The organism is Streptomyces sp. NPDC048254 (assembly GCF_043201895.1).
Taxonomy (GTDB): Bacteria; Actinomycetota; Actinomycetes; order Streptomycetales; family Streptomycetaceae; genus Streptomyces.
This window is the reverse complement of the sequence record NZ_JBICZJ010000022.1, coordinates 180,224-200,126: the sequence shown is the minus strand read 5'-3', so window position 1 is coordinate 200,126 and position 19,903 is coordinate 180,224. Positions and strand designations below refer to the sequence as shown.

20 protein-coding genes and 1 pseudogene are annotated in these 19,903 nt (G+C 69.2%); 7 read left to right on the top strand and 14 right to left on the bottom strand.

Annotated elements, in window-relative coordinates; translation table 11 throughout:
* Positions 1-181: hypothetical protein (locus tag ACGFZQ_RS43400; RefSeq protein ID WP_393845064.1), on the top strand; the 181-nt coding region annotated here is incomplete at its 5' end.
* Between the two features lie 140 nt (positions 182-321).
* Here the strand turns inward: ACGFZQ_RS43400 and ACGFZQ_RS43395 are convergent.
* The gene (locus tag ACGFZQ_RS43395) at positions 322-936 is read right to left on the bottom strand and encodes a dihydrofolate reductase family protein (protein WP_393845063.1); all 615 of its coding nucleotides are present in this window, start codon (positions 934-936) and stop codon (positions 322-324) included.
* Between the two features lie 960 nt (positions 937-1,896).
* Here ACGFZQ_RS43395 and ACGFZQ_RS43390 point away from each other — a divergent pair.
* The 3 genes from ACGFZQ_RS43390 (at position 1,897) to ACGFZQ_RS43380 (ending at position 5,043) form a co-directional block, all read left to right on the top strand.
* Entirely contained in the window at positions 1,897-2,172 is a 276-nt protein-coding gene (locus ACGFZQ_RS43390) for a hypothetical protein (RefSeq protein ID WP_037648659.1), read from the top strand.
* Positions 2,173-2,580: 408 nt separating this feature from the next.
* Positions 2,581-2,787, top strand: coding sequence for a hypothetical protein (locus ACGFZQ_RS43385; RefSeq protein ID WP_393845062.1), 207 nt, complete (start codon positions 2,581-2,583; stop codon positions 2,785-2,787).
* Positions 2,788-3,570: 783 nt separating this feature from the next.
* Positions 3,571-5,043: a sialidase family protein gene (locus ACGFZQ_RS43380; RefSeq protein ID WP_393845061.1), complete on the top strand. Its 1,473-nt coding sequence runs from the start codon at positions 3,571-3,573 to the stop codon at positions 5,041-5,043.
* A 36-nt stretch (positions 5,044-5,079) separates the two neighbouring features.
* Here ACGFZQ_RS43380 and ACGFZQ_RS43375 read toward each other — a convergent pair.
* Positions 5,080-5,238: pseudogene (locus tag ACGFZQ_RS43375) on the bottom strand (GntR family transcriptional regulator); the annotation flags it as partial.
* A 54-nt stretch (positions 5,239-5,292) separates the two neighbouring features.
* Positions 5,293-5,499 (bottom strand): hypothetical protein, encoded by a 207-nt coding sequence (locus ACGFZQ_RS43370; protein WP_393845060.1) that lies wholly within the window; start codon positions 5,497-5,499, stop codon positions 5,293-5,295.
* 335 nt (positions 5,500-5,834) lie between these two features.
* On the opposite strand from ACGFZQ_RS43370, the gene ACGFZQ_RS43365 reads away from it, so the two are divergent.
* A complete protein-coding gene (locus ACGFZQ_RS43365; RefSeq protein ID WP_393845059.1) occupies positions 5,835-6,014 on the top strand; it encodes a hypothetical protein in 180 nt (59 codons plus the stop codon).
* Between the two features lie 686 nt (positions 6,015-6,700).
* On the opposite strand, the gene ACGFZQ_RS43360 is transcribed toward ACGFZQ_RS43365, so the two are convergent.
* The 9 genes from ACGFZQ_RS43360 to ACGFZQ_RS43320 all read right to left on the bottom strand — a co-directional run bounded on the left by ACGFZQ_RS43360 (position 6,701) and on the right by ACGFZQ_RS43320 (position 15,526).
* On the bottom strand, positions 6,701-7,714 hold the full coding sequence (locus ACGFZQ_RS43360) for a hypothetical protein (RefSeq protein ID WP_393845058.1): 1,014 nt from the start codon (positions 7,712-7,714) through the stop codon (positions 6,701-6,703).
* Between the two features lie 330 nt (positions 7,715-8,044).
* Positions 8,045-8,962, bottom strand: a complete 918-nt coding sequence (locus ACGFZQ_RS43355) for a restriction endonuclease (RefSeq protein ID WP_393845057.1) — start codon at positions 8,960-8,962, stop codon at positions 8,045-8,047.
* 258 nt (positions 8,963-9,220) lie between these two features.
* Positions 9,221-10,264 (bottom strand): serine hydrolase domain-containing protein, encoded by a 1,044-nt coding sequence (locus tag ACGFZQ_RS43350; protein ID WP_393845056.1) that lies wholly within the window; start codon positions 10,262-10,264, stop codon positions 9,221-9,223.
* A gap of 94 nt (positions 10,265-10,358) precedes the next feature.
* Complete coding sequence (locus tag ACGFZQ_RS43345) at positions 10,359-11,474, bottom strand: glycosyltransferase family 4 protein (RefSeq protein ID WP_393845055.1); 1,116 nt, start codon at positions 11,472-11,474, stop codon at positions 10,359-10,361.
* A complete protein-coding gene (locus tag ACGFZQ_RS43340; protein ID WP_393845054.1) occupies positions 11,471-12,007 on the bottom strand; it encodes a deoxycytidine triphosphate deaminase in 537 nt (178 codons plus the stop codon). Before ACGFZQ_RS43340 ends, ACGFZQ_RS43345 begins: the two co-directional genes overlap by 4 nt.
* Positions 12,004-12,543, bottom strand: a complete 540-nt coding sequence (dcd, locus tag ACGFZQ_RS43335; RefSeq protein WP_393845053.1) for a dCTP deaminase — start codon at positions 12,541-12,543, stop codon at positions 12,004-12,006. The genes ACGFZQ_RS43340 and dcd overlap by 4 nt, the downstream gene beginning before the upstream one ends.
* Entirely contained in the window at positions 12,540-13,775 is a 1,236-nt protein-coding gene (locus tag ACGFZQ_RS43330; RefSeq protein ID WP_393845052.1) for a metallophosphoesterase, read from the bottom strand. The genes dcd and ACGFZQ_RS43330 overlap by 4 nt, the downstream gene beginning before the upstream one ends.
* Positions 13,772-15,091, bottom strand: coding sequence for a UDP-N-acetylglucosamine 1-carboxyvinyltransferase (locus ACGFZQ_RS43325; protein ID WP_393845051.1), 1,320 nt, complete (start codon positions 15,089-15,091; stop codon positions 13,772-13,774). Before ACGFZQ_RS43325 ends, ACGFZQ_RS43330 begins: the two co-directional genes overlap by 4 nt.
* Before the next feature lie 3 nt (positions 15,092-15,094).
* Complete coding sequence (locus tag ACGFZQ_RS43320; RefSeq protein ID WP_393845050.1) at positions 15,095-15,526, bottom strand: ATP-binding protein; 432 nt, start codon at positions 15,524-15,526, stop codon at positions 15,095-15,097.
* A 176-nt stretch (positions 15,527-15,702) separates the two neighbouring features.
* On the opposite strand from ACGFZQ_RS43320, the gene ACGFZQ_RS43315 reads away from it, so the two are divergent.
* Both ACGFZQ_RS43315 and ACGFZQ_RS43310 read left to right on the top strand, forming a co-directional pair.
* On the top strand, positions 15,703-16,974 hold the full coding sequence (locus ACGFZQ_RS43315; protein ID WP_393845069.1) for a helix-turn-helix domain-containing protein: 1,272 nt from the start codon (positions 15,703-15,705) through the stop codon (positions 16,972-16,974).
* Positions 16,971-17,528, top strand: a complete 558-nt coding sequence (locus ACGFZQ_RS43310; protein WP_393845049.1) for a flavoprotein — start codon at positions 16,971-16,973, stop codon at positions 17,526-17,528. Before ACGFZQ_RS43315 ends, ACGFZQ_RS43310 begins: the two co-directional genes overlap by 4 nt.
* Here the strand turns inward: ACGFZQ_RS43310 and ACGFZQ_RS43305 are convergent, their stop codons facing one another.
* Positions 17,529-19,229, bottom strand: a complete 1,701-nt coding sequence (locus ACGFZQ_RS43305) for a relaxase/mobilization nuclease domain-containing protein (RefSeq protein WP_393845048.1) — start codon at positions 19,227-19,229, stop codon at positions 17,529-17,531.
* Positions 19,229-19,870 (bottom strand): plasmid mobilization relaxosome protein MobC, encoded by a 642-nt coding sequence (mobC, locus tag ACGFZQ_RS43300; RefSeq protein WP_393845068.1) that lies wholly within the window; start codon positions 19,868-19,870, stop codon positions 19,229-19,231. The genes ACGFZQ_RS43305 and mobC overlap by 1 nt, the downstream gene beginning before the upstream one ends.
* Positions 19,871-19,903: the final 33 nt, after the last annotated feature.

Here is a 19,903-nt window from a genome sequence, read left to right as displayed (position 1 = left end):
CGTACGTGGCACCCGAGGTACGGCAGGAGAGGTGACCGTCGTGACCGCGGCCGAGAGCCTGCCGATCGCCGTGGGCAGGCGTCTGTACGTCCAGCCGGCAATCACCCTGACGGTGCTCGCCGCCGCCGACCACCTCGTTCCGGCGGGGGCCGGAGCGACGGTGGTCAACCCGAGGTCCTGACCAGCCCGTCCCAGAGCCGAAGCAGCAGAAGTGGGCCGTGGCCGGGGTGAGTACGGGGCGATGTTCCAGTCGAGGGGTCCGCCACCCCGCCACCCCGCCACTCGATCGGCCCGGGATCGTCGACGGCTGGGTCGACGTCGTCAGAGGACGTCGTAGGTCAGGTGTGTCGCGGTCGATGTCGAGGTCACGCTCCGCTGGACCAGTGTGCGAGGCGTTCCGCCGGTGAACAGGGGTGTCCCGGTGCCCAGCACGACGGGCGCGAGGTGCAGCGACAACACGTCGACCAGGCCGGCGTCGAGCGCCGCGCCGACCGTGGCGCCGCCGCCCATGAGGACGACGTCCAGGTCCTTGCCGCTGGCCGACGACGCCGCCTCGGCGCGCTCGCGCGCGGCGGTGACGGCGTCGTGCAGACCGGTGGTGACGAACGTCCAGTCGAGGCCGGTGAGCCGCACTGACTGCGGCGGCGAGCTCGTCACGACGACGAACGCGGGCTTGCCGACCTCGCCGGCGCCGTAGCCGATCGTGTCGTCCCAGCCGTTGGGGCCGTCGACGATGTCGAAGAGGCGGCGGCCGAGGACGACGGCGCCCGAGCGAGCGGTCCCCTCGCGCAGGAACCGGTGGTCGTCCGGGTCGTCGGAGAACGCCCAGGTGTGCAGGGCCTCGCCGCCGGTGCCCAGACCGTTGTCCGGGCCGGGGTCGGGCCCGGTGACGAAGCCGTCGAGAGAGACCGAGATGTCAGCGATGATGCGAGTCATGCCAGGGCGGACCCGATCCGCCGCCCGAACTCATCGCTCAGCATGAAGCGTGTGCCGGATGCGACCCAGGGCCGAACTAGCTGACGTGCAGGCCCGGATGCCTCTCTCAAACGATCACCGGAGACGCAGGAAGGGCCCGACCCACAGAAAGAATCCGCCCATGGCGATCACGGGCGTGCCGGTGACTCGACTGGCACTGCCGGTCGTCGTCGGCCGGCCTCGTGGGACATCGGACGGCCCATAGACGGCCCAGAGTTGATGATTGGGGGGCCTGCCCCCGGTCGACAGCGGGCGTCTTCGATACGGACCGTCTGAGTCGCATCCTCGCTCCGAAGACCGACCCAGCTTGCGAAAGCGGCCACCCGCGCCCACAGCGTCCCGGTCCGCTGTGGCGACATGCCGGAGACCGGCATAGGCCGCGCCGCCCTCACGGCCCGGCCGGGCTTCGCTCCCCCCGGCGACACCTTGGCCTCCCATCGGCGCTCGCCGTGAAGCGCCACCGCAGTGGCGGCCCAGCGCCTCGCGGGGAAGCGAAGGCCGGCCGCCGCCCCGGCCGAGCCGCGCCCGGCGGTGTGCAGGGGACCGGCCGGGCGGGACGCTGGGCCGTCCGATCCACCTGGTCGGCCGGACGGGCCGGCTACCGCGCTTCGCGCAATCGCAGTCACTCAGCGCGGCCGCCCCCCGGATGCCCAGGACGGGCGGGGGAGAGGGTGCGACGCTGGAGTGAGGGGCCCGCGAGTGGAGGTCCGAGTGCGTCTCATCCGGTCCGGGGCCCTCTCCTTCGGCCTGACGACCATGTCCCGGTGCGGCTCGATGGATGCGACGCGGAATCGTGCGGTCAGTCTGTGAGCCCGCCGGCCCGGGGCACCACTCACCGAGCGTCGCCAGGCGGCCTTACCGCGTGGATCCGGCCCGCCGGGACCAGGACCGCGCGACCGACCCGGAAGGCAGGTGCATCCCATGCGCACGTCGACCCGTATCGCCGGTGCCCTCACCGGTCTGACCCTCACCCTCGGTGGTGCGGTCCTCGCCGCTCCCGCGGTCCGGGCGGACATCCCCGCCTGCACAAAGATGGCCGAACTGGCCGGTGCCACCGCTTCCGACTCCGTCACAGCGGCCTGCAGCCGTGGCGTGGTCGGAGACCTGCAGAGTTGTGTGACCGGGCTGACCGGGGCCGGAGTGGCGGGCGGCGCCGCGACCGGTGCCTGCCGGGCGGCGGCCCACGAACCGCGTTAGAGGACCGCGCGCGGCAGCCGCCCGCCGGCACCGGTCGGAGACAGGTACGGCCCGTCTCCTCCTCAACTCCCGGCCTGCCCGGACACAACGCGGCCCCGGTAGGCGGTCTCGACGCCAAGGACATCGACGTCGCCCCGCTCCTAACGACGCGCACGCGGCGTACCGGCACGCACACGGCGTACCGGCACGCACGCGGTGTACCGGCACGCACGCGGCGTACCGATGCGGCCGGTCGAGGTCGGTGACGTCATGCCTCTCCGGGGCCGGGCAGTCACCGCCCGGGCGCGGCGCCCGGCCTCGCCTCGCGGGCCTCATGCGGAGCGCCCATGCTGAGTAAGAGGGCGCCGTCGTCTTGAGACTTGTCCTTCCCGAAGGCCGAACGAAGGCGCCTGAGAGGAGGAGGAAGCCATGCGCGTGCGAAGAATCCTGGGCCTCGCCCTGGCCGCGGCAACCCTTGCCGGCGTGAGCGCCGTCGGTGCTGTCAGCGCCGGGGCCGCCTCGTCTCCGAACATCTCCAGAGACGACTGCACGGCCGCCGGCGGACAGATCGTTTCACGCCCTTACGCCGGCGAGTCCTGCACGCTGCCTGACGGGACCTCGCAGGCGATCACTTGACCGGTCGGCGCACGGCTGGGCAGCTAGGTCGGGCCGGCGCACCCGGCGCGGTGGGTACGGAGTGACGGCACCCGGTCCACCGTCGGGTGGATCGCCCGCGCCCGTCTCGACACCGCGGCACTCGCGATGGCGGACGCCGACTGTCTCGAAGCCAGGGCCATCACCGCTTCGAGACGGTCCGCGCTGTCCTGAACACCGCGCTCGCCGCCGTCCTGAACGGCCTCGGCCGTGTCGGCTGTATTGATTCGGATTTCCCAGCTGTATTGATCACGAGCGTTGTTGACACTCGGTAGGTCTTGAACAGGCGCAGAAGAACGAGCAGTTCCGCCGGCCTCGAGCCTGGATGTGCCGACGGTGATGGAGTCTTCCTTCTGGCGCGGGCGATGATCGCGCCGCTGTCAGCGTCGAGGTGGCCCTTTGCCGATGCCCTGACTCATCCCCCGCTCCAACCCGTCTGAGTCAAGGCCGACCCCGCCGGCATCGCCGACCGCACGCGGCCCACGGCCCTCTCCGGGGACCTACGAGACGGCGCCGTAACAGCAACAGCACGACCAAGGAGCCGACCGGCACGGTGCACCCGCCGGTCGGCTCCGCCGTGCTCCTCGACGACCCCGGACCCCGGGGATGACTCCGTCGTTCGGCCCATCAAGGGTACCGGCTGCAACGCCGAAACGGACCAAGCGGAGTCGCCCCACCCTCGCGTTCCGGTACGCCTCCGCGCCCCAGGCCGCCCCGATGTCGGCGGTCCCGTACCCCGGCCGACAGGCCCGGAGGAGATCCCGCATGCGCGTCTTCCTGCCCCTGACCGCCGTCACCACCGCCGCGCTCCTGCTCGTCACGGTCACCGGCACGACTCCCGCCGCAGCAGACCGGAAACCCGACGACACCCCGCTGGTCAAGGTGTCCCAGGGCGACCCGTACGCGAAGTGCACCATCGGAGCGAGGTCCCCCGACAGCATCGTCTACCCGGCCACCGAGGTCGAGCCGTACCTGTCCGTCGATCCGCGCGACTCCAAGCGCGTGGTCACCGTGTTCCAGCAGGACCGCTGGAACGACGGCGGCGCCCGTGGCCTGGCGGCCGGCTGGACCACGGACGGCCACACCTTCCACCAGAGCACGCTGCCGTTCAGCCTGTGCGCCCCCGACGGCGCGGACTTCGAACGGGCCTCCGACCCCTGGGTGAGCACCGGACCGGACGGCACCGTCTACGCGAGCGGGGAGGGCGTCGACTTCACGAAGAGCACGCGCAGCGCCCTCCTGGCAGTCACCTCCCCCGACGGCGGCCGCACTTGGCAGAACCTCACCACCACGCACGTCGACGAGCAGCCGTTCTTCAACGACAAGCCCTCACTCACCGCCGACCCGATCCGCAAGGGCACCGCCTACCAGGTCTGGAACCGCCTCGACAACGACCCACCCGGCCCCAGCTCCCTCGACGGTCCCGGCTACATCTCCCTCACCCGCGACGGCGGCCGCACCTGGAGCAGGGCCCGGCCGTTCGTCGACACCAGCACCGTGCCCGACACCCAGACCATCGGCCATCTGATCGTCGCCGACCGGCGCACCGGCACCCTGTACGACTTCTTCGACCGGATCACCTACTCCGACGACCTGAGCACCGTCGTCGAAGCCCGCTACGAGGTGGTCACCTCGACCGACGCCGGACAGACCTGGAGTGCCCCGGTCACCGTGGCCCGGGACACGTCCGTACCGGAGGTCGACCCGAACGACCCCACCAAACCGCTGCGCGCCGCGGCCACCCTGCCGAGCCCGGCCGTCGACCCCAGGACAGGCACGCTGTACATGGCCTACGAGGGCTCGGACTTCTCCGGTGGAAAGTTCGACTCCGTCCAGCTTGTGCGGTCCACCGACGGCGGACGCACCTGGGGGACCCCGGAGCTGATCAGCCCCAAGGGCGTTCCGGCCTTCTCACCGTCGATCGCGGTCGCCGAGCAGGGCACGGTCGCGCTCACTTACTACGACCTGCGCTTCCTCAGGCCCGGCAACACCACCACCCTGCCCACCGCCTACCAACTGGCCACGCTGCGGCACGGAGACCCGAAGCTCCGGACCGAACGACGGATCTCGCGGGTCTTCGACTGGCTGCAGGCGCCGTTCTCCGGGGGCTACTTCCTCGGCGACTACCAAGGCCTGGTGGCAGACGGCAACGGTGTACGGGCGGTACTCACCGAGACCCACTCCGGCGCACCACAGAACCGTACGGACGTGTACACCAGCAGTCTCCGCACCCGCTGACCGACGCGGACGCCGCCGGCCGGCCCGACCGCCGACGGCTGTCGCCTGCCTTGGCTCCGGCCGCTCCACGGCGTGGCTGACGGTGACCCCGACTACGGCCGTGCGGTTCACAACGCCCGCCCCCGCGTGGGGCTCTCCCCCAGGGAGGACGACGAGAGTGCCGGCGGTGAGGTCGTACGGCTCCCAACTCCGCGATCTCCGCCGGGCGGGAGCGCCCCGCGGCGCGTGGCTGCGGGGCGCCTTGTGGGTTCAGTCGACCTGCTCCCCGTTGTGCGTACCGCCCTTGCAGAGGTTGTCCGTCAGATCGGGCGTTCCGCCGCCCTGCCTGCACTCAGAAGGGGTTACGTAGGATCGGGCACCCTGTGCGGTGGCGGCGGCGGTGGCGGCGCCTGTGAGGCCGAGTCCGGCGAGGGCTGCCGTGGCGATGACGGCGGCGAGGATTCGTCGAATGCGCATTTGGTTTCCCTTTCACGGATTGCCTCGGTTGGGGCACTAGTCAGCTTGATCTTCACCCATGTGGGTGGCACGTCATGTTGCGCCATTCGGGTGATATTGCTGTCGGGTGCGGGGTCGGTGACCCGACCCGTCGGACAGGCGCTGGAACGAAGGGGCCACCCCGGCCGGACGGGCGGTCTCTTCGTTGTTTCCGGAGGGGGCGGCGTCCGCAACCGGCCCCATGTCAAGAGCCGTTTTGACCTGCGGAAACGTGCCCTTGGTAGCGGAGGGTGGCCGGACGCTACCCATCCTGTTTGGCGTCCGCAGGAAAAGGCTTCTGTGGTGGCTTGGCTGCTGTGGCCGAACAGGAGCGCGATGCGCTCCAGCGGGATGCCGTGGTCGGAGAGCAGGCGGTCTACTGGAAGCAACTCCGGCCCGTGATCACGGAGGGGGCCGAAGCCATGGATGACATCTTCGCCGAAGACCAGGAAGGGAAGGGGGTAGACGACTCGGAAGAGGGCGACGCGGTGGCCTGATCAAATTCGTTTGGCCCCCTGTTTGGCCCCCCGAGCACGACAGAGGGCCAATCGCCATCATGCGATTGGCCCTCTGACCAGCGTCGGGGTGGCGGGATTTGAACCCACGACCTCTTCGTCCCGAATGAGGTTCGGTCAAGATCGAGACCTGCCTGTTTGGCTTTGCCGCAGGTCAGGGGGTTGGGGTCGGTGGGCCTCGCGTGGTTTAGGGAGGGCTTGGGGAGTGGGTCGGCTCCCAGATGGCTCCCACGTGATGCGCCGAAGGAGGCCCCTTCTTCCGGCCGCGAACCTCAGCCGATCGGACGGCGGAGCGGCAGAGGTGTCAGGCTGGTCTATAAGGAGTCTCGTGCTGTTTGTAGACCCGCACTTAGCTCGTGCAACGGGAACGCGGTGTCAGCTTCATTACCGGGCCTTGGTTCCCTTACTCACCCTTGCTGAGCTGATCGGTGACCACCGTCTCGCTCTACTTCAGCAGGAAGATCTGGTTGGCCCGTCTTGCCTGACCTTCCAATCTTGCGGCGGCGCTCCGTCACCTGCCAACGTTGACGCCGGTGTTCGAGGACGGCCTTCCAAAGCTCCAGGCGATGGTGGGAGTCCCTCGGCAACATGAAGCGGAGGACTCCGAGGACAACGGCAGCCACCAGCACAGGTGCGGACCCTGGGTTGTCGGTGAGGAACGGCATGGATCAGCCCTTCCCATCGCACAGGTCGAGCGAGGCGGTGCCAAGCACCACACGGTAGGTGCCACCGTGGCGGGTAATGCTCGCGCCTTTGACACCGGCTTCCCGATGGGTCAGGGCCAGAGCCAGGTCGCGGGATTCGGGATAGCCGGTCCAGCGGAACGCCCATGAGTCGCCGGCGCCCCAGAGCTGGTATTCGGCCCCGTGGACCACTTCCGGTTCCTTCCGGCGTTCGACTTCGGGGCGCTCCAGAGGGTCCCAGGACAGGCTGGTTGCCCAATGGCCACGCCGGTCAACCAGGTTGTAGCGGGAAACGAGACCTGCCAGCAGAGCGGTCGCGTCCACCGAGATCGGGGGGACCGCTGCCAGCGCGCGGCGCTCGTGCGCGGTGAGGTCGTGGTCCGGCGTGAGAAAGGGGCGTTGGGGCACGAGGCTGCGCCTGTTGCCGCGTGGGCATCCGGCCGGGTCACCGGTGATGATCAGCAGCGCACCGGTGGGCAGATGACGCAGGCCGAGGGAGCGCCTCCCATGGCACGTATAGCTGACCTCGTGCCGCAGGCCGGGGACGCCGCGAGAGTCGACCCCCTCGGTGGACAGCAGCCGGGTGGCCACGTTTTCCGGGGCGCGCTCCGCCACGATCACCAGCTGGTCCCTGCGCGGCGACATCACCGGGTCGTACGATGCGACAACCGAGTAGTTCCACCTCGCCGTCGGACCGGTGTACATGCTGCTGTTGAAAAGCGCGAGCGCCAGTAGAGCCCGGAAGGCGCGCTGGTCGTCCGAGCAGTGGTCCAGGCCCAGTCCGCGGGTGTCGCCGCTGATCGCGGATTGGGCGGCGGCTTTGCTTTCCCCGGTGTACTGGACGCGGAGCGAGACCCGCTTCTTGGGCGTCATGGTGTGGACGGGGAGTCCGCCCAACTCACCTGCGGCGGTCAACCGTGCCTGGTGGAAGGAGATGACGTCCTCAGACTCGCGCCGGATACGGCGTGCGAGTGTGGTGATATCCCTGTCGAGCGTCATGTTTCGGCTCCCGGCGGGCGCGCGTCAGTGCTCCCGCCCACTGCGCCCTCTAGGAGGAACGACAGTCGATCACGCGCGCCCGACGGCACTTTGCGCCCTCCACCCTGGGTAGTTGCGGGAGGCACCCAGGTCCGGCGTAACGGCGAGCGTGATCGCCTGACCGGAGCATAGCGTCTTGAGGGTGTATGGGCTAGGTACGAGTCGGATACCTCAACCGCTCCAGCATCGGACGCCCACCTGCGTGCAAGGCGTCACGTAAGGAGAGCCGGCTGAAAGTCAGTTTTCGCTGACCTCGCTTGCGTACGTTCAGTGCCCCGCCGGCACAGTGGCCTAGACGTAGCCGGGGACGCTCTCGTAGTACCGGTAATGGTCTGCGTCGTAGGCGTCGTGCCCTCGGTCGACTTTCCTGAAGGTGATCTCGAAGTTGTCGAACTGACCGTCGTCGTAGGAGACGCCATCGTCGCCGAGCTGCTGGCGCAATGTGTACTCGTTCATGGGCGGCTCGATCTCCTCGGGCCGCCAACTGCGGTAGCCATGCAAGTAGTCGAGGTACCAGACGAATCCGCCGTGCTTGTCGTCGTAGAAGACACCCCGGGGGCGAATCTCGTGCCCGACGGGCAATGTGATCGAGGCGACTTTATCCAGGCGCTCGTCGATCCAGCTGAGTGGGAATCCAACTGCGCTTCCATGTCGGTTGGCGACACGGAGGTAGAAGCCGCGGGTGATCCCGATGAACCGGTTTGGCTCGCTGGTGGCGAAGACCTTCCACCCGCTGGCTTCGGCGCTGACCGGGAAGAACCGCTGGGCCACCGCCCAACCCCGGGGAGTCGCGAGCATGCGTTCGAGCTCCACTCCGTCCCACACGTGGGTGTGTATGCCTTTGGTCCGCTCGATCGATTCCAGTCTGGAGACTAGAGCGCTTGAGGGCTGAGTAGAGCAAACGAGGAGGAAGCCGTCGGCGTCATGCTGTGCAACAGCGTCCACGATTCCACCGATGCTCCCAACGTCTTCACCGTTGACTGAGCGCCCCGCACCATCCTTGGCGTGGGCCATGTGCTTGCACGAGATCACCCACTTCCGTGTCTTTGCCCCGAGCAGGGCATCGCCCAGTTCTTCCAGGAGAAGGTCGCGTCCGCCATCTGCCCCGCGGCCGGACCACTTGGCTCTGTAGCCGAGGGCCAGAGCCAGCTCTCGGACTAGTTGCTCCAGGCCCTCGCCGTCCGGCGTCAACTCGTGAAAGTCGAGCATGGTGCTCCCGTCAGTGAAGTGCGGTGTCGATCCGCATGGTGCAGGCGCCAGCGCCGACTGGGCGGTTGCCCTGGGGCGGCGCTGAGCTGATTGGCTGAAGAACAGGCTTACCACCCATCACTGACAGAGCCGACCAAGTGGTGCACCGACCGTGCCGAGCGGGAGACGCGATGCTCGTGATCTACCGTGTGCGGCAAGTAACGCTGTGGGGACTGTGCCGTGGAGCGCCTGCAGGGCTCAACGCCGGTCCTGGTTGCCTCAACTGAAGGCGAGCCCGCGAAACGCGTTGCGGATGTCTGTCAGAGGCTGGCGGTCGCGCGTGTAGTAGAGCTTGTTGGTCAGCAGCACTGCCCACCGCTGCTGGCGGGGTGAGATCCACATGCCGGTGCCGGTGAAGCCGTAGTGGACCCAGATGTCGGCGTCGGCGTCGGTGCCGGGGGCAGGGTGCCAGAACAATCCGCGCGCGGGTTGTAGGGCGCCCGTCTGGATCGTGAGCGACGCACCGGTCCAGGCGGGGCCGAACCCGGCTCGCCCTGGGGCAGTGGCTGCATCCAGCATGTAACGCAGGAGGACGACGAGATCGTCGAGAGTCGTGAACGCGCCGGCGATGCCGCACACTCCGCCCAGGAGCCGGGCGGAGAAGTCGTGGGCGATGCCCTTGAGGTGGGTATCGGTTTCCTGGTCAAGCTCGGTCGGCGCGCACCGGGCGGCGACAGCGTCGGGCAGTGGCCCGAAGCGCGTGGAGTCCATGCCGAGCGGCTGCCAGTTTCGTTCCGTGGCGAGCTGTTCCAGGCTGTGGCCAGCGACGTGCTCGGCGAGGTATCCGAGGATGAGGGCGGCCCGGTCGGTGTACTCGACGGCCTCGCCTGGTGGCCGGTGGAGTTGCTCGTGCAGCACGCCTCGGCGGATGTCCTCCTTGTTGGTGCCGTAGAGGTTCTTCAGCTGGGCACGCAAGGGAAGGCCAGCCGTGTGTGTCAGTAGCTGGCGGGTGGTCACGGCGTCGAGGGGCTGCCCGGAGACCTCCGGCCAGAAGGTGCCGAGCGGCTGGTCGAGGTCGAGGGCGCAGTCCTCCCACAGAGCGCCGATGCATGACCAGACGGCGAGGATCTTGGTGAGGCTGGCGGCATCGAACACGGTGTCGGCGCGCATCGACACGTCGGGCTCGTCGGGATCGAGGACGCCGGCGGTGCCTTGGGCGCGGATGCCAGCGGCGTCGCCGACGGCCCACACGGCGCCGGGGTACACCTTGTCGCGGACGCCCTCGTCGAGCAGGGCTTCGATGCGGTCGATGTCGTACGTCATGGTCTCCCTCTTCGCCGGGGCATCCCGCCGGCCAGCGTAGTGACGTTCACGGAGCGGCCCGGGCAGCGGCGTGGCGGACCGCTCGGAGGGCCGTTCAGGCGAGTTGGCGGCCGAGCTCGGTCAGAGACCGTGCGGTCGCCGAGAGCGGAAAGCGCGCGGCGTTCGCGTAGCCCGCCTGCCGTAGGGCGGGCAACAGGCCGGGGGAGGTGCGCAGCCGGTCGAGGTCACGAGCCAGGGCGGCAGAGTGGGTGAAGTCGGTGGCAACGCCGGAGGTGGCGAGGGCTTCGCTGAGGCCGGGAACGGGTTGGTAGAGGACGGGCAGACCACAGGCTTGGGCCTCCAGCGCGACCAGGCCCATGGCCTCCAGGGTGGTTGACGGCATGACCAGTACGTCATGCTCGCTGAACGCTCTCCACAGCTGGGGACGGCTGAGCCAGCCGAGGTAGCGGGCTCTGACGCCGGCCCGTTGCAGTAGCGGGGCCAGGGCATGGAACTGAGCTCTGGGGGCGGCGATGCTCAGCTCGACACCCGGCACCGGGGCCACGCTCTTGACCAGGGCCTCGACGCCCTTCTCGGCGGTCAGTCGTCCCGCGTACAGCAGGCGGAGGTGGCTGGAGGACGTGCGGGTGGGGCGAGGCGGTGGATCGGTGAGCAGGTGGTCGGGGATGCCCCAGGGGATACGGGTGATCTTTCGGCGGTCGATCTGTGGGGCGAGCTTGAGGAGGTGGTCGGCCATTGCTCCCGTCGAAACGACGATCGCGTCGGCTGCTCTGGCGGTTTCGCGCAGAACCTGGAGCTGGTCGCGATGGGCCTCCGCGAAGATCAGGTCCGTGCCATGAACCAAGGCGATGCGGGGATGCAGGGGGAGCGCCCGCATCAGGGCGGGAGCGGCACCGAAGGCGAGGTGCTGCAGGTGCAGTACGCCGATCTGGGCCGGGTCGATCGCCATCGTGAGAGCCCTGCGCAGGGCTGAGACGTAGCGACCGAAGGCGGAACCCTCCAGGCACTTCCCCGACACGGGCAGCAGGTCGAGCCCGGCGGGGAGAGGGTATCTGGGACTCGACGGGCCCAGCATGAACGCGCGTGCAGGGATGAGGGGGCGGTCGCCAGTGTAGAGGTCAAGGAAGAGTTCGACGCTGCCGCCGGGGCTTCCGGCGGGCAGGTCCAGGACGGTGGCGACCAGCGGCCCGGTGGCTGAGCGGGAGCTCACAGGACACCTCCGGGAATCTCTTCGTAGAGACGAGAGATGTCGATGCCTTCTGTTGAGGCGTACTTGGCGGGTTGCTGCTGGTAGCTGACCGGGGAGCCGAACGCCGTGAGGAAGACGAGCTTTCCGAAGGTCATCCCCGGGTAGACGCGCACGGGCCGGGCAGCCCGGATTTCCAGGGTCCAGCGGATGGCGTGGCCCTGGTGTCCGAGCGGGGCTGAGACGTGGACCCAGATGCCGAGGGCGCCGATGGTGCGGTCGCCGTTGAGTATCTGTGCGTACGCCTCCGAACCGGTCTTCTCCAGCGTGACGCCGAGGTAGAGAGTCTCGGGCTGCAGCACCAGCCCGGTGACCGGGATGGGCTGCTCGATGAATGCGGTAGGGCTGGCGGCGTCGAGGGCACCGTCGCAGACGCGGAGTATGTCGCCGAGACGCCAGTCGTAGGCATTCGGGGAAAGCCGGGCGGGGTCGTACGGCTCGATGGTGATCTCGCCGGTCTGGACGGCGGCGGCGATTGCGGGGCCGGTGAGGATCACGAAGTCACCGTCCGAAGTTTTGTGACGTCGCGCCAGTACGCCGACGGTTGGGGGCCCACGGCGGCCTGATACTTGCCGCGGTAGAGGTCGATGGCACCGGTGGAGAGGAAGAACATGATCTGCCCGATCTTCATGCCCGCGTAGACGCGTAATGGGCGGACGGGGGAGAGCATCAGCGTCCACTGGCCGTGAAAGCCGATGTCTCCGATCGGGGCGGTGATCTCGACGAACAGGCCCAGGCGGCCGACGGAGGAGCGGCCGAACAGCAGCGGCACGAAGGTGTCGGAGCCGACGTGTTCGATGGTGTGGCCGAGGTAGAGCTCGCCGGGCTGGAGTACGTATCCGCCGTGGTCGATCTCGACCTCGTGGGTGGGGTTGGTGCGGTGGGCGTCGATCTCTGCGGCGGTGTAGGTCAGCAGTGTGGGACCGAGGCGAACGTTGTAGCTGTTGGGGTTGACCTGGTCCGGCTCGAAGGGGCTGATGACCAGGCGGCCATCGTGGTTCGCGGCGGTGATCTCGGGTCCGGTGAGGATCATTGTTCGCCTCCTTCGATGAGGCCAGCGGTGGAGGGGAAGGGCGTGGCCAGGACACTTCGCGCGACCTGCCCCAGACGTAGTCCGGCCTGATGCGTACGTCCGCCGAGGTAGCTGTCGGCGAGGTAGTCGGTGGTCAGCACGCTGCGTATCGCCGACGGCAGGGGCTTCGGAGTGATGACCAGCGGACCTACGCGTTCGGTGAGGTGGTCGAGCAGCTTGTCGTGGCCCTGGACGTACTCGTCGGGGAGGAAGGCGTGGACGAGCTGGTTGTCGAAGGGCTCGATGGACAGCAGGTCGCCGAGGGTCAAGGTGTGGCCGAGCGGGGTAGAACGTAGGGCGGTCTCGTTGAGGATGACCGCGTCCGCACCGAGACCGGAGTGCAGTCGGCCGGCGATCTCGGTCAGGAGGTGGCATCGGTCCAACGGGGTGTTGCGGTACGGCTCGTTCACTGTGCCGAGCGGGTTCGTCAGCGTCCGTGCCACGAGGGTGATCTCGTCATGCAGTGCGGTGAGGCCCTCGGGGATCGCGGCCGAGTCCGGGAAGGCGCACGCGCGGGCGGCCCAGCTGCTGCCGACGGGCTCTGCGGTGGCGTACCCGAGGCCGAGTTCGAAGCCCTTGACGACGAGGGTGTCGCCGATGTGCACGGGGCCGTAGGTGTCGCTGTGACAGTGGCCGGAGAAGATGACGTCCGCGAACGGGCACGCGGCGGCGAGCTTCAGGTCCTCGTCGAAGCCGGAGTGGGACAACACGATCCAGGCGTCGGCGCAGTGATGGTGCTCCAGCATCACCTTCCGCAGGGCCTGGGCCGGATCGGAGACCTGATGGCCTGCGCGTTGGTCGACGGGAACCGCGTTGAACGCTTGCGGCCCGATCACCGCGGTGACGGCCACTCGACGGCCGCCGATGCGCTTGATGCGTACGCGGTCGAAGAGGGGCTTGCCGTTCTCGTCGACCGCGTTGGCGCACAGGGTCATCTCGTGCAGCGCTGGTTCGAAGTAGTGCAGCCAGCCGTGGTTACCCGGTGCGAGCAGGTCGTAGAGGCCAGCGAGGACCTGGTGCTCGATCCGGCCCTTGCCTAAGCGGTAGAAACCGCTGCCCTCGAAGAAGTCACCGCAGTCCACGATCAGGCTGTCGGCCCTGGCGGTGTGGAGGTGAGCGAGCATCGCCGTGGCCGAGTCGAAGGCGGAATGCACATCGGTCGTGGCGATGATCTGCCGCAGCTGTCGGGTCATGGAGTGACCTCGCAGATGTCGGCGCCGAGGGCGTGCAGCTTGGTGGGCAGGTCGGCATGGCCGCGGCGGAGCTGTTCGAGCCCGCCGAGGGTGGTGACGCCACGAGCGGTAAGGCCGGCGATGAGCAGGGCAGAGCCCGTGCGGATGTCGGTGGCCTCCACCCCGGCGCCGGTCAGCTGCTGCGGGCCGGTGAAGCGGCACTCGGTGGGGGAGAGCTCGTGGAACTCGGCACCCAGGCGAGCGAGTTGGGGCAAGAGGTTGCCGTGGCGGCCCGGGTTGATGGTGTCAGCGAACAGATGGGTGCCGGGGCGGGAGAGGGCAAACGCAATCAGCGGTGGTTCGAAGTCAGCGTCCAGACCGCCAGGGGAGAGGGAGGCGATGGCTCGCAGTGGCTTGTCGGCGGGGTGGGCGTCCCGGGCCTGCACGGCGAGCATGTCGTCCTCGGTGTCGGCGGGTACACCGAGCGATCGCAGGGCGGCGACCAGAGGAGCGACGTCATCGCCGCGCACGCCGCAGATGCGCGCGTCGCCGCCGGTCGCCGCGACCGCACAGGCCAGTGTTCCGGCCTCGATCTTGTCGCCCGGAACCCTCCAGGTGATGGTTTCCGTGGGGGCGGCAGGGTGCGGCGCGAGCGTTAGGACGGACTCGCTGACCCGGCATTCCCATCCGGCCACCTGCAGCGCTTCGACGATGCTGAGCACTTCCGGTGACAGGTTGGGCTGGCCAAGACGCAGCGGCCGTCCGGCTACGACCGCGCGCAGGAGAGCGGCGATGCTCGCGCCCCGTGAGCGGAAGGGCAGCATGATCGAAACCGTTCCGGTCGGGGCGGATGCTGCCTCTACGAGGTAGCCGTGGTCGTCGACGGTCGTGCGGTCACCGAAGCGCTCGTAGACCTTGAAGTGCTGCTCCATCCCGCGTTCCCCGATTCGGCAGCCGCCAGGCCAGGGAAGTCGGACTCGCCCGTATGCGCCCAGCAGCGCGGGTACGAGGTAGTACGAGGCCCGGATGCGGGCGGCGGTTTCGGGATCAGGGCCCGACTGGATTCTGTCGCTCGGCAGGATCACCACGGTGTGCGGATCACTGACGGGGCGGGCCGTGTGCCAGCCGGCCTGCTGAAGCAGGGTGAGCATGGTCTCGACGTCGGTGTTGCTCGGAACGTTGCCCACATGCACCGGTCGGTGCATGGCCGCGGCGGCGGCCAGCAGTGGCAAGGCCGCGTTCTTAGACCCGTCGACACCGACGGAGCCGGTAAGGGGGCTGCCGGGCCGGATGGCGACTACTTCGGCTGCGACTGGGGGAATCCGTACGGCTGTCAACAGTCAACTCCTCTGCAGGGGAAGGTGTTGTGGGGGCTGGCACGGTGCGCTGACCTTGAACTCGGCCCAACAGCGCTTGCCTCGTGGCACCTGATCGAATCCGTGGCGATCCGCGAGCGCGGCGACGAGGAACAGGCCGCGTCCTCCTTCCTCGTCCGCTTCGGGCAGACCGACCTGCGGGACGTCGGGGCTGGTGTCTGTCACCTCGATCAGCAGACGTGCGGCGCTCAGGCGCGCGCCGGCCGAGATCGGCCCGTTTCCCGCGTGCCGCACCGCGTTAGCGATCAGTTCGGCGGCCACCAGCTCCGCCGTGTCCAGGAGTTCCGGCCCCAGGAACGCATCCCAGTTCCGTATCGCGCCCGCGAGCTGCCGCCGCGCGGACGCAGCGGCAGCAGGTGTGCCGGAAACGGGAAAACGGACTTGGTGCACTTCCATGAGAGACCTCCTGGATCGGTGCGGCTCCTCCACGCAACCGCGCCAAGCGCAAGCGGAGCCAGGCCATGTGCCGGGGCTGCATCACTTATGCAGGAGCTGCATCACGGCCAATCGCCCCTCGGATACGCTCCGTTGAGCAGGCAGGATCGGCGACGGCAGGAGGAGCCGTGGCACAGATGGCCGAGGCACAGAACGAGGCGAGACGGATCGGCGAAGTGATCCGTCAGGCACGCGTGTTACAGCGGCGCTCGCAAAAAGACGTCGCCGCCGCACTGGGGTATCACCAGTCGAAGGTGAGCCGCCTGGAGAGTGGCCGGGGTACCGATGATGTCCGCATGCTGCGCGAGGTCGCACAAGCACTGGACATTCCGCTGCACCGCCTTGGCCTCGCTGCCGCGTCGAGTACCAGCACCTCGGACCTTGAGGCAGAGGACATGCACCGCCGTACCTTCCTTGCCGCGGGCGTGGCCGCGCTCGCGGTTCCGCCTTCGCCCGCCGCAGCCCACCACGATCTGGTTCAGGTCCTGCTGCCCGGTACGAGTCCAGAGGCCACGGGCCAAGCTTTGGACATCAATGGGCTGCGCGATCGGACACGGGCCGTGCGGCGGTTGTTCTGCACGTGCGACTACACGGAGTTGGAGCGCACCCTGCCGGGGCTGATCGCCGACCTGCGCCAGGAAGCCGGTGGCTCGTCCGGCACGGCTGAGGCGTCCGGATTGCTCGCGACCGCGTACCAGACGTCAGTGAGCCTCTTGCTGAAGCGGGCTGATCAGGGCAACGCCTGGCTCGCGGCCGGTCGCGCCATGGCCGAGGCGGAGCGGTCCGGGGACCCCGTCGTCCTCGCCGCCAGCGTCCGCGTTCACGCCCACGTCCTCGTCCGCGAGAAGCACACCTCGCAGGCCGTGAACATCATCCGCCACACCGCCAATCAGCTCACCGGCTCCTACGATCAGCGGCCGCCGCGCTACCTGGCAGCAGTTGGCCTGCTGCTGCTCCGTGGGGCGACCGCAGCCAGCAGGAACGGAGACCGCGGCACCACCGAGGACTTCCTCACCGAAGCCCGAGAGGTGGCTCGCTACGTCGCTTTCGACCGGCCCGACGCCTGGGCGAACTTCAGCCCCACCAACGTTGCCCTCCACCAGGTCAGCGCGGCCGTCTCCTTCGGTGACGCAGGCATCGCCCTGGAAGCAGCCCGGCCGCTCATGCGCCGGCACATCCCGGTCCCCGAGCGCCGTGCCGCCCTGTGGGTCGACGCCGCCCGCGCCTACAGCCAGCAGGGCCGCCTCGCCGACGGCTACCAGGCGCTGCGCATTGCCGAGAGCTGCGCGGCCCAGGACATCCGCCGCCCCGCTGTCCGGGAGCTGGTCGCCGACATGGCAGCTCGCGATCGCCGCCGTACGCTGCCTGCACTGCACCACTTCACCTGTCAACTGGGAGTCCCTGCGTGAGCGACCAGCCCGACCAGCAGACCAAGAAGCCGTTCCTGTACGTCGTCGTGTGCGCGGCCGGAGTCGCCGGCGACGTCGGCAAGCTGATCAGGGCCGCCCAGGAGGCGGACTGGGACGTCGGCGTCATCGCCACCCCGCAGGGCCTGGGCTTCATGGACGCGACGGCCATCGAGACCCAGACCGGCTACCCGATCCGCTCGGCATGGCGCTCCCCCGGCGATCCCCGCCCGCTGCCGCCCGCCGACGCCATCGCGGTGGCCCCGGCCACCTTCAACACGGTCAACAAGTGGGCCGCAGGGATATCCGACACGCTCGCCCTGGGCATCCTGTGCGAGGCGTACGGCTTCGGCATCCCCACCGCCGTCCTGCCGTACGTGAACTCGGCACAGGCCGCCCACCCCGCATACGGACAGAGCCTCGACCGGCTCCGCGAGATGGGCGTCCTGATCGGTTCGTACGAGCCGCACCGGCCGAAGGCCGGCGGAGGGGCCGACCGCTACCGGTGGGAGGAAGCGCTGGAGCTGCTCACCCCTAGGTTGTCCGAGCGGGTGTGATCAGCGTCGTCGAACGTGCGGCGCCTGCGGGGGCAGGGCAGCTGTTGCCGCCGGTATCGGTTCGCCGGGGCGCCATGCTGCGCTGCGGGCCTGCGCTGCACGGGCGCGTGCGCTCGGCGCTGGCCTTGCGCTGAGACGCTGGACACGCCAGGTCAGGACCCGTGCCGGGTGGCGAGCATCGTCCAGGGCACGCTGATCGGCGGCCTGCTGGAGGAGTTGCTCGGGGTCGTGTCCTGCGGCCTCGGCCTCGGCGAGTGTGGCAGCGAGGGCGTCGAAGGCCGCGTCCTCCAGCACCTGCTCCGCGTGTTCGGGCACGGACCGTCGGATGACGTGGACGTGCCGCTCGACCGCCTGCTGCGGCGGTCGGCGCTGGGCCAGGGCGGCTAGGGGCGCAGCAGCCACCTGGTCGTAGGCCGCCTGGAGGTGGATCACGGCCTGATGGGCGGCTGCAACTTGCTGATCGTGGTGGCGGAGCTGGTGCCAGCGGGTGGCGGCGATGACAACGAGGATCGCGGCGTCGAGGAACATCGCCAGGGCAGCTCCGTCCCTGGGGGCAGTCTCGCGGAGCATGGCCCGCACGGCGCCGCGAAGAGCGCGGGCGTGGTGGTGATCGGCTCGGATGCGCGAGCGGGTGGCGCGCTCGAATTTGGTGGCCGCCTCTCGGAGCTGAGAGCGGATGGGTGTGGGTGCGAGGAGGGGGAGGGCGTCCAGGGCTTCGCCGAATGCGGCGAGGTGGGCCTGGGCGGCTTCATCGTCGGCCTGGTCGAGGTGGTGGGGGATGCGCTCGGTGGCGGCGGTGGCCTGGTGCCAGGAGTTGGGCCTGCGCCGGCCCGGCTGGTCGATGGGCTGCGTGGCGGTGGCTTCGAGGCGCTCGCGGATCTTGGGGAAGGACAGGTCCAGGGCGAGTTCGGAGCCCGAGAACCAGACGGGCTCGTTGCTGGCGGTGGTGGTGTCTTCGCAGGCGACCTTGTAGCCGCGTACGTCGCCGGAGGGGAAGTGCACGACCTCGACGAGCACTCCGTCGACGTGGCTCAGCAGGTGTACGAACTCCTCGGTGCTGGTGGCAGCGGCTACTGCGGTGCGGACAGTGGAGCGCAGACGTTCTCGGGCGGGCTTCTGCTGGCCTTGGCGGTGGGCCTTTTCCTGCTCGGCGCGGGTCGAGCGCTTCGCGGCGGTGCGGTCACCGCGTACGACTTGCCGCAGGCCGTATTCCTTCTCGATGGAGGCGAGTTCGCGGTCGGCAGTGACGTAGTCGTTCCAGTGGCGGGCGGTGCGCATGTCGCGGCGGACTTTGGTGGCGGCGATGTGGATGTGGTCGGGGGCGTGGCGGACGGCGACCCAGCGGCAGCCGTCCGGGTCGCCGTCCGGCGCGATGCCGGTGGCGGCGACGATCCGGCGGGCGATGTCGGCCCACTCCTCGTCGCTGAGGATGCGGTCTTCGGGTGCGGCGCGTACCGAGCAGTGCCACACGTGTCGCTCGGGAGCGCGGCCGAGCCGTGTGGCCTGCTTGACGTGCAGGTCCAGGTCCGCCACCAAGAGGTTCCTTGTGGCGTCGACGTCCTCGGATCGGCCTGGGTCGGGGGCGAAGCCGTCCCAGGAGGCGACCAGATGCGGGTCTGTGTGGTCCTTGGCCCTCTTCGTGTCGAACAGGTACCGGATGAGGCCGGCGGTTTCCTTGCCGCTTCGGATGTTCGCGATCATCAGGCCGTCTTCTTGGCGGCTGCCTGGTTTGTGGCTGCCGCGATGTGGCGGACGGTGGTGCTGACCACGTCCAGGGTGCGGTCGACCTGGCTCAAGAGGGCGGGGTCCCCAGGGTGTGAATGACCACCAGAGTTGAGCTTCCTGGCGATCTGGTTGATGTTGTGGCCGATCTTGGCGACCTCGCCACGGAGGGCGGTCAGCTCGTCGATGTAGTCGTCGATCGGGGTGCGCTGGCCGGGCAGGGCGAGGTCGCCGTGGACGTGGGCCATGACGACGGCACCGACGTAGTGGGCGCCGGTGATGTTCAGCGACCTGGCCGTGCGGAGGATGTCGGCCTTCTCGTCGACGCTGTAGCGCACGTCGACACGCTCCTTGCGCTGGGTGTCTTTGCGCTGGCGGCGTCGGGCGACGCGGTGCAGCGCGGCGGCGTCGGCGGCTCGCGTCAGCGGAACGGCGGCGGTATCGACGGGCTGTTCCCCCTCGGGCACCCCCTGGTGCCCGAGGGCCTCCGCCACCCCCGGGGCGGAGGCTGCCTCGTTGGACCGGTCCTTGGACGGTCCAGCGGCATACCTTGCTGGCTGGGTAGCGGTGGTCGTCATCGCCTGCTGGGTGGTGGGGAGTTCGTCGTGCGGGTCGTGCATGGGGAGGTTCTCCATGGAGCGTTGGTGGTGCGG

Coding starts and splice junctions, on each gene's coding strand:
- ACGFZQ_RS43395 (WP_393845063.1), bottom strand. CDS start 936: ATGACTCGCATCATCGCTGACATCTCGGTCTCTCTCGACGGCTTCGTC.
- ACGFZQ_RS43390 (WP_037648659.1), top strand. CDS start 1,897: ATGCGCACGTCGACCCGTATCGCCGGTGCCCTCACCGGTCTGACCCTC.
- ACGFZQ_RS43385 (WP_393845062.1), top strand. CDS start 2,581: ATGCGCGTGCGAAGAATCCTGGGCCTCGCCCTGGCCGCGGCAACCCTT.
- ACGFZQ_RS43380 (WP_393845061.1), top strand. CDS start 3,571: ATGCGCGTCTTCCTGCCCCTGACCGCCGTCACCACCGCCGCGCTCCTG.
- ACGFZQ_RS43370 (WP_393845060.1), bottom strand. CDS start 5,499: ATGCGCATTCGACGAATCCTCGCCGCCGTCATCGCCACGGCAGCCCTC.
- ACGFZQ_RS43360 (WP_393845058.1), bottom strand. CDS start 7,714: ATGACGCTCGACAGGGATATCACCACACTCGCACGCCGTATCCGGCGC.
- ACGFZQ_RS43355 (WP_393845057.1), bottom strand. CDS start 8,962: ATGCTCGACTTTCACGAGTTGACGCCGGACGGCGAGGGCCTGGAGCAA.
- ACGFZQ_RS43350 (WP_393845056.1), bottom strand. CDS start 10,264: ATGACGTACGACATCGACCGCATCGAAGCCCTGCTCGACGAGGGCGTC.
- dcd (WP_393845053.1), bottom strand. CDS start 12,543: ATGATCCTCACCGGACCCGAGATCACCGCCGCGAACCACGATGGCCGC.
- ACGFZQ_RS43330 (WP_393845052.1), bottom strand. CDS start 13,775: ATGACCCGACAGCTGCGGCAGATCATCGCCACGACCGATGTGCATTCC.
- ACGFZQ_RS43320 (WP_393845050.1), bottom strand. CDS start 15,526: ATGGAAGTGCACCAAGTCCGTTTTCCCGTTTCCGGCACACCTGCTGCC.
- ACGFZQ_RS43315 (WP_393845069.1), top strand. CDS start 15,703: ATGGCCGAGGCACAGAACGAGGCGAGACGGATCGGCGAAGTGATCCGT.
- ACGFZQ_RS43305 (WP_393845048.1), bottom strand. CDS start 19,229: ATGATCGCGAACATCCGAAGCGGCAAGGAAACCGCCGGCCTCATCCGG.
- mobC (WP_393845068.1), bottom strand. CDS start 19,870: ATGCACGACCCGCACGACGAACTCCCCACCACCCAGCAGGCGATGACG.